Below are 14,674 nucleotides of genomic sequence, written 5' to 3'. Positions count from 1 at the left end.
CTTCGGGACATCTAGCCAAGACTCGGTGAATGGGGAATCTCCCGCTATACGAGAAGCGTTAGCGGGATGAGCGTCAAGGCCTTAGACCGTCATTGATGCACACCGTTCCCTATTGTAGGGGCGTAGGATATTTTCAGGTGACGGGAAAATCAAGATGGCTGCTAACGAATCGAAGCAACAGGCTGAAGTGACTCAACCAACCCTGCGCGATCGCCTGCAAGCCGAGGTCAAAGCTCCCTATCGGGGATTGCGGCGCGTGTTTTATGCTGTGTTTGCCGCTTCCGGTCTCATGGGTGCTTTTATCCTTGGCCTCAAGGGTTTGGCGGGCACGGCAGGGGACGACTTGGCCCAGAATCTGGCCTTGCAGATTGGGGTGGTTGCCCTGATGGTCGCCCTCTGGCGTTGGGATCGCAGCTAAAGGTTTTGAGCAACCAAAAAGCGATCGTGGCCGCTGAGATCCTTGAGGATCTCCACCCGTCCATAGGCTTGGGTTGCCCTTGCTAGGGCTGCTACGGCTTGCCCTTGGGTGGCCATCAGTTCCATAAAGAGCCAGCCTTGGGGTTGAAGATACGCCGGCGCCCTCTCCACAATCTGGCGAATGGCCTGCAAGCCATCGGCGCCACCGTCGAGGGCCAAGCGGGGTTCATGGTACCGCACTTCAGGTTGGAGGGTAGTCACCAGCTCGGTGGGAATATAGGGGGGATTACTGACAATGCCCTGCACCTGCCCTTGGAGAGGGGCAAGGGGATCAAACCAACTGCCGAGGTAACACCGCAGGCGATCGCCCAAAGCGTACTTTTGAATATTCTCTTGCGCAACCTCTAGCGCCGCAGGACTGCAATCCACGGCATGAACTAGGGCAGACGGAAATAACCGCGTCAAGCCGATGGCGATCGCCCCGCTCCCCGTCCCCAAGTCCAGCCAATGTCCCCGTTGTTGCCCAGGGGGCACCGTGGCTGCCACAACTTCCAGTAACTCCTCCGTTTCCGGCCGCGGAATCAACACAGCGGGGGTGACGACCAATTCCAAGTCGTGCCAGTGAACCGTGCCAATGAGGTATTGCAGGGGCACTCGCTCTTGCCAGCGACGTTGCCAGCGCTCTTGGAGTTCGGCAAGGGGCAGTTGCAGCCGAATTTGGGGGGGAAAGCGGCGCAGAGCAATTTCAAGGGGACTCAACTCCGTGAAGGCACTGAGAAATTGTTTTAACTCCCGTAGGCCACTCTTGCGCTCAGCGGCCGGAATGATTCCCTGTGCCCAGTGCCACCATGCTTGCAGCGCCTCGGCCCGCACGAATATGCCTTGACCCTTGTTTTCTGGGGAGACTCGTACCAAAATAGCCCTAGAATTCTTAAATTGTGCCTTCTCCACTGTGGCAGATTTTCAGGAACAGCTTCAACGTCTGCAAGAGCAACTGCAACAGGCGCAGGCGCAATTGAATGCACTGCCGCCACCGGTTCCTGAACCGCCGCCCTCTGTGGCTGCCGCCGCCCCCGAACAGGCAGATGAACGGGCCCAGATTGAGGCTCGCGTGCGCAGCCAAACCTCGGTGGCAGAACTTCAGGCTCAGTTGATTGAGGCTCTTTTGGAAAATGAACGACTGCGGCGGACCCTAGAGGAAGAACGCCAAAACCATGCCCGTACCCGCGAAGGACTCATTACGGCCTTGGGGGATGCGTTGGAGACCCTCAAACAGCGGCGGCGATCGCCCAAATCCCCCTAGGGCTTCGGCCACAGAGCCACGCTTAAACCCACGAGCACAAGAGTTCCCCCTATGATCACGGCAGTGGTCGGCACCTCACCGAAAAGCAGCAGGGCAAAGAGACTGGCCACCATCGGTTCCGCCAACACCAGAAGGGTAACCCCGGTGGGCGAAAGCCAACGCATGCCCCAATTGAGGCTGGTGTGCCCCACCAACTGGGGAATCAATGCCAACAGCAGGATGGCAGCATAGAGCTTCGGCGGCCAACCTGTATAGCCAAGACCCAAAAGGGGCGGCAGGGGGAGGAGCACCGCCGCAGCCGTGGCATAGGCAACAAAGGCGTAGCGGTGAATTGACAGGCCTGCTTTTTGAGCCGCTTGCCCACAGATGAAGTAGGCACTGACCGCCCAGGCCGCCGCGATCGCCAGCCCGTTGCCCCACAGAGGGTTTCTTGCCCCCGCACTTGTCGGTTCGCCGGTTCCAATCAGTGCACTGCCCCCAAGGGCGATCGCCATGCCCACCCAAGTGCGGGGTTGGAGGGTTTGCCGCTGCCAAAGGTACCCCCCCAAGGCTGACCAGATGGGGGTTGTGGTCACCAGCGTCGTCGAGGCGGCCACCGAGGTGTAGTTGAGTGAGGTAAACCAGAGGCTAAAGTGCGCCGCTAGGGCAACCCCGGCCGCCAGTGCCCAACGCAGATTTTGCCGGGTCAGATCCGGCCATGGCCAAGTGGCAAGCTGCGGAATTAACAAGAGGGCGGCCACCCCTAGGCGACCGGCGGCCAAGAAAATGCTCAAAGCCACGGTGGTTTCCCCAGCATGGGTGGGTAAGCCGGCAACGCCCCAGCGCACCAAGACCGCAGCCGTCGAAACCGCCGCCACGCCCATGCCAAGCACCAGGGCAATTTGCCAAGGGGGCGGCCTATTTGCCGACATCGGGAATGGCGACGGGTGCCTCACCGTCCAGACCAAAAGCCGTATGCACCGCCTGCAAGGCTCGCACCCCCTCTGATTCTGCCACCACACAACTGATGCGAATTTCCGAGGTGGCAATCATTTGAATATTGATGTTTTCACGGGCCAGGGCAGCAAACATGCGCGCGGCAATCCCCGGTCGGTGGATCATCCCCACACCGACAATGCTCACTTTGGCGATCGCCGTATCCACGAGGATGTCGCCGTAGCCCAATTGGGTTTGAACCCCTTTGAGCAGTTCCACCGCTTGCTCGGCATCGGCAGAGGCCACCGTGAAGGCAATATCGCGGGTCATCACCCCCCCTAGGGCGCGCGATCGCTGGGACTGGATGATCATATCCACGCTAATGGCCGCATCCGCAAGGGTCTGGAAAATTGCTGCCGCCATGCCGGGGCGATCGGGCACATCCCGAATTGCAATCCGCGCCTGCTTCGGATCAAGGGCCACGCCCCGCACCGGTGGCGCATCAGGGGTCTGTTGGGGGACGCTGGTGGCAGCTTCCACATCAAAGGTTTGGGAGAGAATGGCGATCGCTCGACCCGCATCCGCGGCGGCCACCGTACAACTGACATTGATTTCCGAGGTGGAGATCAGTTGCAGGTTAATGCCCGCTGCTGCCAAGGCCGAAAACATCTGAGCTGCCACCCCCGGTCGGCCGATCATCCCTGCCCCCGTGATACTGACCTTGGCAATGTCGGTATCCACAAGCACCTCCGTCTCTTCCACGCGGGGATGCAAGCGGGGATAAAAGGCCGCGGCCACGGCTGCCGCTTGTTTGAGGGCGCTCTTTTGCACCGTAAAGGCAATATCGTTTGTTTGCCCTTCGTGAATGGATTGGATAATCAAATCCACATCGAGGTTTTGCTGTGCCAGTTCGCCAAACAGTTGGGCTGCCACGCCGGGGCGATCGGCCACCCGCAATAGAGCCACCTTCGCCTGATCCGTATCAAGGGCTACCCCATCCACGGGTTTGCCCAGTTCCAGATTTTCCACAGGACGGGGCGGCCGCGGCGGTGCAATGACCCGCGTACCGGGATCATCCGTCCAACTGGAGCGCACGACCAAATCCACCCCATAGTTGCGGGCAATCTCCACGGCGCGCGGATGCAAGACCTTGGCGCCGAGGCTGGCCAACTCCAGCATTTCATCGCAGGTAATTTCCCTCACCAGTTGGGCATGGGGCACCAGTCGCGGATCGGCGGTCAAAATGCCGGGGACATCGGTGTAGATTTCACAGCAGTCCGCCCGCAAAGCAGCCGCTATGGCCACCGCCGAGGTATCCGAGCCGCCGCGCCCAAGGGTAGTGACTTCAAAATCAGCCGCACCCGTAATCCCCTGAAAGCCGGCCACCACCACCACTTGGCCTTCTTTGAGGTGCCGTTCGAGGCGCTGGGTCTCAATGTGGAGAATGCGGGCACGGGTGTGGGCCGGTTCGGTGACAATGCCCACTTGGGCGCCGGTCAGGGAGATGGCGGGTTCCCCCAAGGCATGGAGCGCCATTGTCAACAGGGCGATTGAAACCTGCTCCCCTGTCGAAAGGAGCATATCCATTTCCCGCTGACTGGGGCGATCGCTAATGGCATAGGCCAGTTGCACCAAGCTATCCGTGGTTTTGCCCATGGCGGAGACCACCACCACCACCTTATGTCCCGCTGCCACCGTTGCTTTGACCTTGCGGGCTACGGCTTGGATGCGCTCAACACTGCCGACGGATGTGCCACCATACTTTTGTACAATCAGTCCCATGGGCGCTCTAAAGAGAATGTTGTCCTATTTTATATTCAGGACGATGATTCTTAGCTGTGGCTCGTCTATGGCGCTAGGGAACTGAAAAATCGCTGTTAAACTGGACATTAGAACTGAATTTCGGAAACGGGTGCCAATGAAATACGCTCAACGCCTTTCCCGACGGCTGAGTCAAGTGGCTTTGGTCGTGGGTCTCTCGTTAGCCCCCACCAACATTGGCCTAGCGCAGTCGAGCAGCAGCAACACCGTTTCCTACAGTCAATTTCTCAATGCCCTCAAGGCTGGTGAAGTCAGCTCGGTCGAACTCTATCAGGAACAGGGGCTAGCCAAATTTCGCCGCAAAGATCAACCAGAACAATCGCCCCCCCAAGAGGTACGGCTCTTTGATCGCAATCCCGAACTCATAGAACTCTTGCGTCAAGTGAGTCGCCGCTATGACACCACGGTGCGGGTGGTGCCCTCTAGCAGTGATGCGGCGGTGGTTGGCGTCATTTCTAACTTGATGCTGGGCTTCTTTCTGCTCATTTTATTCCTGATGATTTTGCGGCGGGTGAGTAATGCCCCCGGTGGCCCAGGGCAGATTCTCAACTTTGGTAAATCCCGCGCCCGCTTTCAGATGGCGGCACAAACAGGGGTGACCTTTGGTGATGTGGCCGGGATTGAAGAGGCCAAAGAAGAGCTTCAGGAAGTCGTGACCTTTCTCAAGAATTCAGAGAAATTTACCTCCATTGGGGCGCGTATTCCCAAGGGGGTGCTATTGATTGGACCACCGGGAACCGGCAAAACGCTCCTTGCCAAGGCGATCGCCGGGGAAGCGGGGGTACCCTTTTTTTCTATTTCCGGTTCTGAATTTGTGGAAATGTTTGTCGGCGTCGGTGCCTCCCGTGTGCGGGATCTCTTCAAAAAAGCCAAAGAAAACGCCCCCTGTTTAGTCTTTATTGATGAGATTGATGCCGTCGGTCGCCAACGAGGTGCCGGCATTGGCGGGGGAAATGATGAACGGGAGCAAACCCTCAATCAACTGCTCACGGAAATGGATGGTTTTGAGGGCAATACGGGCATTATTGTTATTGCAGCAACCAACCGTCCGGATGTCTTAGATGCGGCTCTACTGCGCCCCGGCCGCTTTGACCGCCAAATTACCGTTGATTTGCCCAGCTACAAGGGACGGTTACAGATTCTCCAAGTCCATGCCCGCAACAAAAAAATTGCGCCTGAAGTATCCCTAGAGGCGATCGCCCGCCGCACTCCCGGTTTTTCGGGCGCTGAACTGGCCAACCTGCTCAATGAAGCTGCAATTCTCACTGCCCGCCGCCGCAAACCTGCGATAACCAATACCGAAATTGACGATGCCATTGATCGGGTGACGATTGGCATGACCCTCACCCCTCTCCTCGATAGCAAGAAAAAGTGGCTCATTGCCTACCACGAAGTGGGGCATGCCCTGCTGATGACGCTTTTGAAACACGCCGATCCCCTCAACAAAGTAACGATCATTCCCCGTTCAGGGGGCGTCGGTGGCTTTGCCCAGCAGATTTTTGATGAAGAACGGGTGGATAGTGGCCTCTATACCCGCGCTTGGCTCCTCGATCAGATCACGATTCTGTTGGGAGGACGCGCGGCTGAAGTGGAAATTTTCGGTGAAGCCGAAGTGACGGTGGGTGCCAGTAATGACCTGCGAGCGGTGGCCAATCTGGCGCGCGAGATGGTGACCCGTTATGGCATGTCGGATTTAGGGCACTTAGCCCTTGAGACACCGGGCAACGAGGTCTTTCTCGGTCGAGATCTGATGCCCCGCGCCGAATATTCGGAGGCCGTTGCCGTGCAAATTGACCACCAAGTGCGCGAGATTGTAATGCACTGCTACGAGATTGCCCGCAAACTGATCCGCGAGCATCGGGTGGCTATTGACAAGCTGGTGGAGCTGCTCCTTGAGAAGGAAACCATTGACGGCGATGAATTCCGTGCTTTGGTGCGCCAATATACCACTCTGCCCGTCAAAGAACCCACTTGGAAGGCGACAGCGACGCCGGTGTCCTTTCGTCAGGATGCCCGGCCATCCTAGGCAAGGAGGCGACGGTGAGCCATGAGCGGCAGGCAGTCCGCCACCTATTAGTCCTCGAAGACAATGAGGGACGGCGACCCATTTTGCTAGAGGCAGCCACCTATTCCATTGGCCGTGATCCTACGAATTCAATCGTGCTCCACTCCAAGATGGTCTCACGACAGCACGCCATTTTGTTGCGGGTGACCAGTCCTGAAACCAATAGCTATCTGTTTCGCCTCATTGACGGTGATTTGCAGGGCAAGCGCAGTACGAATGGGACTCTCGTCAATGGCCAGCGGATTGTTGCCCATGATCTGCGCACTGGCGACATGATTGTGTTTGGCGGTGATGTACGTGCCCGCTACTTGACGCTGACCAACATGACGGATACGGAGTTTCAGGATTTTTGCCGCAGTACCGATGTCTTAGGATTTCTCTCCAAAAGCACGAATCCCTTTGCCACGCTTGTCCCCCTCAGTGAGGGCAATATCGAGAATTTTAGTGAAGCGGCTTTAGTGCGCTTGGCCTCCTATCCGGAGCTAACACCCAACCCGATTTTGGAAGTGGATCTCGAGGGGAGAGTGACGTATCTCAATCCAGCCGCAGTAATGCAGTTTCGAGATCTACAGCAACAGAAGTTGACTCATCCCCTGCTTGTGGGGTTGCCGGAATTGGCGCGCTACATGACACAAACTCAAGAAAAAGTCCATGTACGGGAGGTGGAGTACCAAGGGCGCATCTACGAGCAATCGATTCACTATATCTATGAAAGTGAGCTAATCCGCAGCTATGTCATGGATGTCACCGATCGCAAGCGAGCTGAGGAACAACTGCGCAACCAAGCTCGCCGCGAGGCAATCATTAACCGCATCATTCAAGCCATGCGCACCACCATGGTGGCAGCGGAAGTGCTGCAAATTACCGCTGATTTACTCCTAGAAGCCTTGGGATCAACCCTCTGTCTGATTACGCAAACCCATGCTCCCAATAGCCCCACCTATGCGAGCCATCCTCAATTTGTCAGTTTACCCAACCATTTGATTGCTCTGAACCAGGGGGCGATCGCCCTCTTTGAACCAGCTCTCAGCAACGGTGAACAGGTGGTCTTGGCGGCTAGTTGTATGGATTTACCGGAGCCACTGCAAACGGATCTCAGAACCTTCAACGTCAATGCCTTGGTGATCACCCCCTTGATTTACCTTGGCCAGCTCCTCGGGCAAATTACGCTCCTCGATTGGGAGTGGGAGCCCAGTGAAGCAACGTCCGTTTTGGCGAGCGATCGCCAGCTTTGGCAACAAACCCTGCCCAAGTCTTGGACGCCTGAGGATTTAAGCCTCGTCAAAACCATTGCCGATCAGTGTGCCCTCGCCATTCACCAAGCTCAGCTTTACCAACAGGTGCAGGAACTCAATGCCGATTTGGAGCGACAGGTACGGGCCCGTACGGCTGAACTGGAACAGAAAATGCAGGAGCTAGAGCGGCTCAATGCCATTAAGGATGATTTCTTGAGCACCGTTTCCCACGAGTTGCGTACGCCCATGGCCAATATGAAAATGGCCATCCACATGCTCAAGCAGCTGGTCACCGACGAGCGCCAACGGCGCTACCTTGAGATTCTGGCCCATGAATGTAACCGCGAAACCGAACTCATCAACGACCTCTTGGATCTACAACGCCTAGAGGCAGGCCGCAGCCAGATTCAACAGGAGGTGATTGATCTCGACAGTTGGCTGCCCTCGGTGCTCGAACCCTTCCGCAACCGCATGCAACAGCGGCAGCAATCCCTTGAGATTGTGCGCCCCCCCACTTTGCCGCCCCTCCTCTCCAACCGCCATGCCTTAGCCCGCATCTTGGCAGAGTTACTCAACAATGCCTGTAAGTACAGCCCTGCTGGAGCGCAGATTATTGTCCGTTTTGATCCAATCGGCGGCGATCGCCTGCAAATTCAAGTGAGTAATCCTTCCGACATTCCCAGTGAGGAACTGCCGCGCATCTTTGAAAAGTTTTATCGCATTCCCAATGCGGATCCATGGCAACAGGGGGGAACGGGTTTAGGCCTTGCGTTAACCCAAAAACTCGTGGAGCAATTGCAGGGTGAAATTAGTGCCAACAGTGAAGCAGGCATTACCACCTTTACCCTCAGCCTACCCACTGCGTCAGGTGATCCCGCTCCCTGATAAAATAGGGTGCTAACGTTCTTAGGGTGCTATGACCCTTTCGCGAGTCGCTTTAAGTAGCCTACAGCAAGACCTTGAACAGCTCATTCGTCGCTTGGACAGTGTGCCCCACGGCGACGTGATTTACCAAGCCCTGCAACTTTTTCTGGATATTGCCGACGAGGAACTGGAACGACTAGACTGGAAAATTCTGCGTTCCTGCCTACGGGATATGCACCAAGCCTTACGGGTCTTTGCCCCCTATCGCCATACCCGCAAAATCTCGATCTTTGGCTCTGCCCGCACACCTGCTACAGCACCGGTTTACGAAATGGCCGTGCGCTTTGCCCAAGCGGCTAGTGCCACGGGGTTTATGATTATCACAGGGGCCGGGGGTGGCATTATGGAGGCGGGTAATAAAGGGGCAGGCCCCAATAAATCCTTTGGCCTCAACATTGAACTGCCCTTTGAGCAGGGTGCCAATCCCTACATTGAAGGGGATCCGCGACTGATTCACTTTAAGTACTTCTTTACCCGCAAACTCTTTTTGCTCAAGGAAACCGATGCCATTGCCGTTTTCCCCGGTGGTTTTGGCACCCAAGATGAGGCCTTTGAATGCTTGACCCTCTGCCAAACGGGCAAAGCACCGCCTAAACCCTTGGTCTTGATGGATGTTCCCGGTGGCACCTACTGGCAACATTGGGATCAGTTTATTCGTGAAGAATTGGTGGCCAAGGGACTGATTAACAGGGAAGATCAGGAACTCTATCGCATCTGCACCAGTGTGGAGGAGGGCTTAGCCTATCTGAGTGGCTTTTATCGTGTCTATCACTCTAGCCGCTATGTGGGCGATCGCTTGGTGCTGCGGCTGAACCAAGACATTAGTGATGCTGCTCTAGCAGAACTCAATCGCGATTTTCAAGACATTCTCGTGTCGGGTCAGATTGAGCGCACAGAACCCCTGCCTCGAGAAGTGGAAGATGAGCAGCCCATTCACCGCCCTGCCTTGACCCATACTCTGCATCTGCCGCGACTGATCATGCACTTCAATCAGCGGGATTATAGTCGCCTCTACCAACTGATTTATCGCCTCAATGGCTTTGCCACGGCGGAGGCGGCATACCATCCTGAGCGCAAGTAGGCGATCGCCACACACTTGTTTGAATTTTTTGACCACGCTAGATCAACGTACGCCCATGATTGAACGCTATACCCTTGCCCCCATGGGGAATCTCTGGACCGATGCCTACAAATTCAAAACGTGGCTAGATGTTGAGATTGCGGTTTGCGAAGCCCAAGCCGAACTGGGTCACATCCCGGCTGAAACTGTGGCTGAAATCAAAGCCAAGGCCAAGTTTGATCCCCAACGGGTGCTGGAAATTGAGGCGGAGGTGAAGCACGATGTCATTGCCTTCCTCACCAATGTCAACGAATATGTCGGCGATGCCGGGCGCTATATTCACCTTGGGCTGACGAGTTCCGATGTCCTCGACACCGGTTTAGCCCTGCAATTGGTGGCCAGCCTGCGGCTCATTCAAGAGCAGTTGGAGCAGCTCATTCAGGCGGTGCGCCACCGTGCCCAAGAACATCGCTATACGGTGATGGTGGGACGCAGTCATGGAATTCACGCCGAGCCAATCACGTTTGGCTTTAAGCTGGCCGGCTGGCTGGCAGAGCTGCTGCGCCATCGCGATCGCCTGTGTCAGTTGCAACGCACCGTGGCGGTGGGCAAAATTTCTGGGGCAGTGGGCACCTATGCCAATGTGGATCCGCGCGTGGAGGCGATCGCCTGCCAAAAACTGGGACTGCAACCGGATACTGCTTCAACCCAAGTCATTTCCCGCGATCGCCATGCCGACTATGCCCAAACCCTTGCCCTTTTAGGAGCGAGCCTTGAGCGCTTTGCCGTTGAGATTCGCAATCTACAGCGCACCGATGTGCTGGAAGTCGAGGAGTTCTTTGCAAAGGGGCAAAAAGGCTCCTCCGCCATGCCCCACAAACGCAATCCCATTCGTTCCGAGCGGCTGACGGGACTGGCGCGGGTGCTGCGGGGCAATGCCTTGGCGGCTCTGGAAAATGTGGCCCTCTGGCATGAGCGGGATATTTCCCACAGTGCCGTGGAACGGGTGATTCTGCCCGATAGCTCGATTCTCACCCACTTTATGCTGGTGGAGATGACCGACTTGGTGCAAACGCTACAAATCTATCCTGAGAATATGCGCCGCAATATGAACTGCTACGGCGGTGTCATCTTTAGTCAGCGGGTGCTCTTGGCGCTGGTGGAGAAGGGGCTGAGTCGCGAAGCTGCCTATGCCTTGGTGCAAAAACACGCCCATGCCGCTTGGAATCAACCCAATGGTGATTTTGCTGCCAACCTGAAGGGGGATTCCGAGATTCAGCGCTACCTCACACCAGAGGAACTTGAGGCCTGCTTTAACCCTGAGCATCACCTCAGGCACCTAGAGGAAATTTACCAGCGCTTGGGCATCTAAGCCGACTTCAGATAGGCCTCAAGGTCGCTTATCCGAAAGAGCGATCGCAGGGGGATTCCCTGAGCCGCAAAGGCTGCTTCCCCGCCCGCTTGACGATCCACAATGGCGAGAACCTCATTCACCACATAGCCCGCCTCTTGGAGCCGCAGAACCGCTTTCAGAGCCGACCCCCCCGTTGTGATCACATCTTCGAGCACTGTGACCACCGCCCCTTGGGGCAAGGGAGGGCCTTCAATAAAGCTCATCGTGCCGTGGCCTTTGGCTTCCTTGCGCACAATCAACGCCGCCCGATCCTGCCCCTGCAAATTGGACAGCACACTCACGGCCACGACCAAGGGATCGGCGCCAAGGGTGAGACCGGCCACTGCCACCGTTTCAGAGGCCAACTGCGCCAAGAAGAGCCGACCCACAAGGTAGGCGCCCCGCGCCGATAGGGTAACGGGTTTGCAGTTGATGTAGTAGTGACTTTTTTGGCCGGAGGAAAGGATAAACTCGCCGGCACGGTAGGCATCGCGGCAAAGAAGCGCCAAGAGTTCCTGACGCAGGTCAGCAAGGGAATTGTGCATAGTGTTCTCCAAAGTTAGGGGGTTGAGCCAGCGGGCAGGCGGAACCAATGGGTGGTACCGTCCTTTTGATCCACAAGTTTCACCCCTTGAGCCAACAGCAGATCCCGCAGGCGATCGCTCTCGGCATAGTTCTTGGCTTGACGGGCAGCAGTGCGAGCCGCAACCAGATTTTGAATCTCCTCATCAGTTAAACCCATCGTTTGCGAGGTTTTTGGCTCCTCTTTGGCCTCTAGACCCAAGACTTGGCTAAGGGCAACCAAGGTGTGCCAATCGCGACTCACCTCAGCGGGCGATCGCCCCAAGTCTCCCCCATGGAGATAGCGATGCTGCTCCCGATTGAGGGTTTTCGCCAGTTCAAAGATCACTGCCAAGGCAGCGGCGGTGTTCAGATCCTCATCCATAGCCTGGCAAAAGGCTTGGGTACTAGCGTGGCTCTTCACCTCATTTGCATCCGTGGGAGAAAGGGGAACCTGCTGATTCAAGCGCAGTGCTTCCGCCAAGGTTTGCCAGCCCTTTGCAGCGGCGGTAAGTGCCTCTGGTGTAAAATCCAAAGGTTTACGATACTGCGCCTGCAAAACTAACAGGCGTAACGCCATTGGATCGACCCCTTGGGTCAACAAGTCACGAATTGTCGTGAAATTCCCCAAGGACTTGGACATTTTCTCAGTGTTGACGGTGACAAAGCCGTTGTGCAGCCAAAATCGTGCTAGAGGCTGTTGCGTCACCGCCTCCGATTGGGCAATTTCATTCTCGTGGTGGGGGAAAATTAAATCCATACCGCCGCAGTGGATATCCACCGTTGCCCCAAAGGCTTGTCGCACCATGGCTGAGCATTCAATGTGCCAGCCGGGGCGTCCTTTGCCCCAAGGCGCTTCCCATGGGTCATAGACACCCATTTCCTCGGGCTTTGCCGCTTTCCAGAGGGCAAAATCCAATGGGTGGCGTTTGCGTTGCTCTTCTTCTTCCTCAATGCGGCCGCTGGCACCGGCCATCAGTTGCTCAAGCTGCCGTCCCGAAAGCTTGCCATAGCCGGGAAACTGCACCACGGCATAGTAAACATCCCCCCCGGCCACGTAGGCATAGCCGCGATTTAGCAAGCCTTGGATCAGATCAATAATTTCTGGAATTACCTCTGTCGCGCGGGGATAAGCACTGGCAGGCAGAATATTCAAAGCCGCCATGTCCTCGTGGTAGGCAGCAATGTAGCGATCGCTAACCGTTGCCATGGTTTCGCCATTCTCATGGGCACGGCGGAGAATTTTGTCATCAATATCGGTAAAATTCTGCACATAGTGCACTGAATAGCCCAAGAACGTGAGATAGCGGCGCAGCACATCCCAAGCCACGTAGGAACGGGCGTGTCCTAAATGACAGTAGTCATACACGGTAACACCACAGGCATAGATGGTCACTCGCTCTGGGTGCAGCGGTGAAAAAGGTTCAAGGCGGCGAGACAGTGTGTTGTACAAATGTAAGGGCACAGAAACACCCCGCAAGGATCAACAGTTGCAGCAGCAAATCGCTCTTTGATAGGATATAGGATACCAAATTCACCATTATCGAGGACAAACACACCCCCATGGCCAAAAAAAGCATGATCGAACGCGAAAAAAAGCGGCAACGGCTCGTTGCTAAATATGCCAGTAAGCGCCAAGAACTCAAAGCCCAACTGGCCAGTGCTGAAACCCAAGAAGAGATCATGAGCATCCATCGTCAACTACAAAAGTTGCCCCGCAACAGTGCCCCTTCGCGACTGCGGAATCGTTGCTGGCTGACGGGTCGTCCTCGTGGCTACTATCGCGATTTTGGCCTCTGCCGCAATGCCCTGCGGGAAATGGCACACCAAGGGTTACTGCCGGGGGTAGTGAAGGCCAGTTGGTAGATTAAGACTGCTACCCTAGAACTCATAGGGTTGAGGCAAAACTATGGCGGAGCGATTATCTCCCGCTGAGATTGAGGCACAGTTAGCTAGTCTGCCGGGGTGGAAAGTAGCGGGCGATCGCCTTGAGAAAACCTTTACCTTCAAGGACTTTCTCGGCTCTATTGCGTTTGTTAATCGCCTTGTGGATCCCGCCGAGCGAGCAGGGCATCACCCTGATCTAACGATTTCTTGGAATCGGGTGACAGTCTGCCTCACCACCCATGATGTGGGCGGGATTACCCAAAAGGACATTGACCTAGCCAAGGTGATTTCCGATCTGGCAGCGGCATAAATTTTACCGGTAGTGGCTAACATTTGAGAACTGGACAAAACGCAGAACTACGATAGGGCGATCGCCCACCCGAATGACTCGTAAAATGCCTTGAGAATGAAGGGATAGAATAAATCTTTGATCTGCCGGGAGAAGAAAATCGCGACGTTTTACATGCGCTGTCTGATAACCACAGTTCGGTAAATCTGCCTATAGCCACCTTGGTACGCCAAATTTTATAAGTTGGCCGAAAGCGCGGGACTCAAAGGTTATCGCATTCAAGTAACTGCTGACTTTAGCAAACCCTCAAAACAGCCGTAGCGCTCTCTGTCTCTAACCCTATTGATGTTCCTGTGGACTACCGGATCTGCGCTTCAATGACCGCCTTGGTAACTAATACCAACTTCGAGGTCAAGATTAATAAAGCCGGATGATAAACAACCAGCCTTCTAGGGAATCGAGCACTTCACTTTCTCTCCCCTTTGAGGCCTGTTTATTAAGCTCAATCTTCCAAAGAACCGGTGCTAGGCAAAGCAGCGCAAAGTTGAAGTGGGTTGACCAGCCGGGCTGTGTCTTGAGAAAAGAAGTTGGTGAATGATAATGAGCACTGTCTGTTATGATGTCAAAATATACAGTAGAAGTTATCGCTGTTGTTGGCAAAGTCGGTCAGCCTTGGCGTAAGTTTCAACAACTCTTGTTTAAGCACACAGGCCGACGTCAAGCGGCCAGTCCACCCAAGATTGGTTCAGAGAGATGTCGACACAAGTCATCGGCGGGATGACTTATGGCCTAAAATTAAGTTTA

General features: G+C 55.6%; 13 protein-coding genes. 8 read left to right on the top strand and 5 right to left on the bottom strand.

What is annotated here, in order from left to right; genetic code table 11:
• Nucleotides 1–154: 154 nt before the first annotated feature.
• Nucleotides 155–418, top strand: a complete 264-nt coding sequence (locus ACK4IR_RS12070; RefSeq protein ID WP_409874602.1) for a DUF3493 domain-containing protein — start codon at nt 155–157, stop codon at nt 416–418.
• On the opposite strand, the gene prmC is transcribed toward ACK4IR_RS12070, so the two are convergent.
• A complete protein-coding gene (gene prmC / locus ACK4IR_RS12065; protein WP_409874601.1) occupies nt 415–1,290 on the bottom strand; it encodes a peptide chain release factor N(5)-glutamine methyltransferase in 876 nt (291 codons plus the stop codon). The two genes, ACK4IR_RS12070 and prmC, sit on opposite strands and share 4 nt — an antisense overlap.
• Nucleotides 1,291–1,369: 79 nt before the next feature.
• Between prmC and ACK4IR_RS12060 the strand changes: the two genes are divergently transcribed.
• Nucleotides 1,370–1,720, top strand: coding sequence for a hypothetical protein (locus tag ACK4IR_RS12060; protein ID WP_409874600.1), 351 nt, complete (start codon nt 1,370–1,372; stop codon nt 1,718–1,720).
• Here ACK4IR_RS12060 and ACK4IR_RS12055 read toward each other — a convergent pair.
• Together ACK4IR_RS12055 and ACK4IR_RS12050 are read right to left on the bottom strand one after the other, a co-directional pair.
• Complete coding sequence (locus ACK4IR_RS12055; protein ID WP_409874599.1) at nt 1,717–2,631, bottom strand: DMT family transporter; 915 nt, start codon at nt 2,629–2,631, stop codon at nt 1,717–1,719. The genes ACK4IR_RS12060 and ACK4IR_RS12055 overlap by 4 nt on opposite strands.
• Nucleotides 2,618–4,417, bottom strand: a complete 1,800-nt coding sequence (locus tag ACK4IR_RS12050) for an aspartate kinase (protein WP_409874598.1) — start codon at nt 4,415–4,417, stop codon at nt 2,618–2,620. The genes ACK4IR_RS12055 and ACK4IR_RS12050 overlap by 14 nt, the downstream gene beginning before the upstream one ends.
• A gap of 136 nt (nt 4,418–4,553) precedes the next feature.
• Here ACK4IR_RS12050 and ftsH point away from each other — a divergent pair, with 136 nt between their 5' ends.
• Genes ftsH through purB form a run of 4 tightly spaced genes read left to right on the top strand, consistent with a single transcriptional unit; the run spans nt 4,554 to nt 11,112 of the window.
• Complete coding sequence (gene ftsH, locus ACK4IR_RS12045) at nt 4,554–6,482, top strand: ATP-dependent zinc metalloprotease FtsH (protein WP_409874597.1); 1,929 nt, start codon at nt 4,554–4,556, stop codon at nt 6,480–6,482.
• Entirely contained in the window at nt 6,428–8,641 is a 2,214-nt protein-coding gene (locus ACK4IR_RS12040; protein WP_409874596.1) for an ATP-binding protein, read from the top strand. The genes ftsH and ACK4IR_RS12040 overlap by 55 nt, the downstream gene beginning before the upstream one ends.
• Nucleotides 8,642–8,672: 31 nt before the next feature.
• Nucleotides 8,673–9,761 (top strand): LOG family protein, encoded by a 1,089-nt coding sequence (locus tag ACK4IR_RS12035; protein WP_409874595.1) that lies wholly within the window; start codon nt 8,673–8,675, stop codon nt 9,759–9,761.
• Nucleotides 9,762–9,816: 55 nt separating this feature from the next.
• Nucleotides 9,817–11,112 carry an adenylosuccinate lyase gene (purB, locus tag ACK4IR_RS12030; RefSeq protein ID WP_409874603.1) on the top strand — a complete coding sequence of 432 codons (1,296 nt, stop codon included), beginning with the start codon at nt 9,817–9,819 and terminating at the stop codon, nt 11,110–11,112.
• On the opposite strand, the gene pyrE is transcribed toward purB, so the two are convergent.
• Together pyrE and cysS are read right to left on the bottom strand one after the other, a co-directional pair.
• A complete protein-coding gene (gene pyrE, locus ACK4IR_RS12025; RefSeq protein WP_409874594.1) occupies nt 11,109–11,678 on the bottom strand; it encodes an orotate phosphoribosyltransferase in 570 nt (189 codons plus the stop codon). The two genes, purB and pyrE, sit on opposite strands and share 4 nt — an antisense overlap.
• Before the next feature lie 14 nt (nt 11,679–11,692).
• Nucleotides 11,693–13,159 (bottom strand): cysteine--tRNA ligase, encoded by a 1,467-nt coding sequence (gene cysS / locus ACK4IR_RS12020; RefSeq protein ID WP_409874593.1) that lies wholly within the window; start codon nt 13,157–13,159, stop codon nt 11,693–11,695.
• A gap of 98 nt (nt 13,160–13,257) precedes the next feature.
• Between cysS and rpsN the strand changes: the two genes are divergently transcribed.
• Together rpsN and ACK4IR_RS12010 are read left to right on the top strand one after the other, a co-directional pair.
• Nucleotides 13,258–13,560: a 30S ribosomal protein S14 gene (rpsN, locus tag ACK4IR_RS12015; RefSeq protein WP_409874592.1), complete on the top strand. Its 303-nt coding sequence runs from the start codon at nt 13,258–13,260 to the stop codon at nt 13,558–13,560.
• Between the two features lie 43 nt (nt 13,561–13,603).
• On the top strand, nt 13,604–13,891 hold the full coding sequence (locus ACK4IR_RS12010; RefSeq protein ID WP_409874591.1) for a 4a-hydroxytetrahydrobiopterin dehydratase: 288 nt from the start codon (nt 13,604–13,606) through the stop codon (nt 13,889–13,891).
• Nucleotides 13,892–14,674: the final 783 nt, after the last annotated feature.

The organism is Thermosynechococcus sp., assembly GCF_046299635.1.
In the GTDB taxonomy this organism is placed as follows: domain Bacteria; phylum Cyanobacteriota; class Cyanobacteriia; order Thermosynechococcales; family Thermosynechococcaceae; genus Thermosynechococcus.
Note: the sequence above shows the minus strand (reverse complement) of the source record. Positions and strands in the feature narration are given on the sequence as shown.

Excerpts from the sequence above, each read along its gene's own strand:
- pyrE (WP_409874594.1), bottom strand. The coding sequence starts at position 11,678 with ATGCACAATTCCCTTGCTGACCTGCGTCAGGAACTCTTGGCGCTTCTT.
- purB (WP_409874603.1), top strand. The coding sequence starts at position 9,817 with ATGATTGAACGCTATACCCTTGCCCCCATGGGGAATCTCTGGACCGAT.
- rpsN (WP_409874592.1), top strand. The coding sequence starts at position 13,258 with ATGGCCAAAAAAAGCATGATCGAACGCGAAAAAAAGCGGCAACGGCTC.
- ftsH (WP_409874597.1), top strand. The coding sequence starts at position 4,554 with ATGAAATACGCTCAACGCCTTTCCCGACGGCTGAGTCAAGTGGCTTTG.
- ACK4IR_RS12035 (WP_409874595.1), top strand. The coding sequence starts at position 8,673 with ATGACCCTTTCGCGAGTCGCTTTAAGTAGCCTACAGCAAGACCTTGAA.
- ACK4IR_RS12055 (WP_409874599.1), bottom strand. The coding sequence starts at position 2,631 with ATGTCGGCAAATAGGCCGCCCCCTTGGCAAATTGCCCTGGTGCTTGGC.
- ACK4IR_RS12070 (WP_409874602.1), top strand. The coding sequence starts at position 155 with ATGGCTGCTAACGAATCGAAGCAACAGGCTGAAGTGACTCAACCAACC.
- ACK4IR_RS12010 (WP_409874591.1), top strand. The coding sequence starts at position 13,604 with ATGGCGGAGCGATTATCTCCCGCTGAGATTGAGGCACAGTTAGCTAGT.
- ACK4IR_RS12050 (WP_409874598.1), bottom strand. The coding sequence starts at position 4,417 with ATGGGACTGATTGTACAAAAGTATGGTGGCACATCCGTCGGCAGTGTT.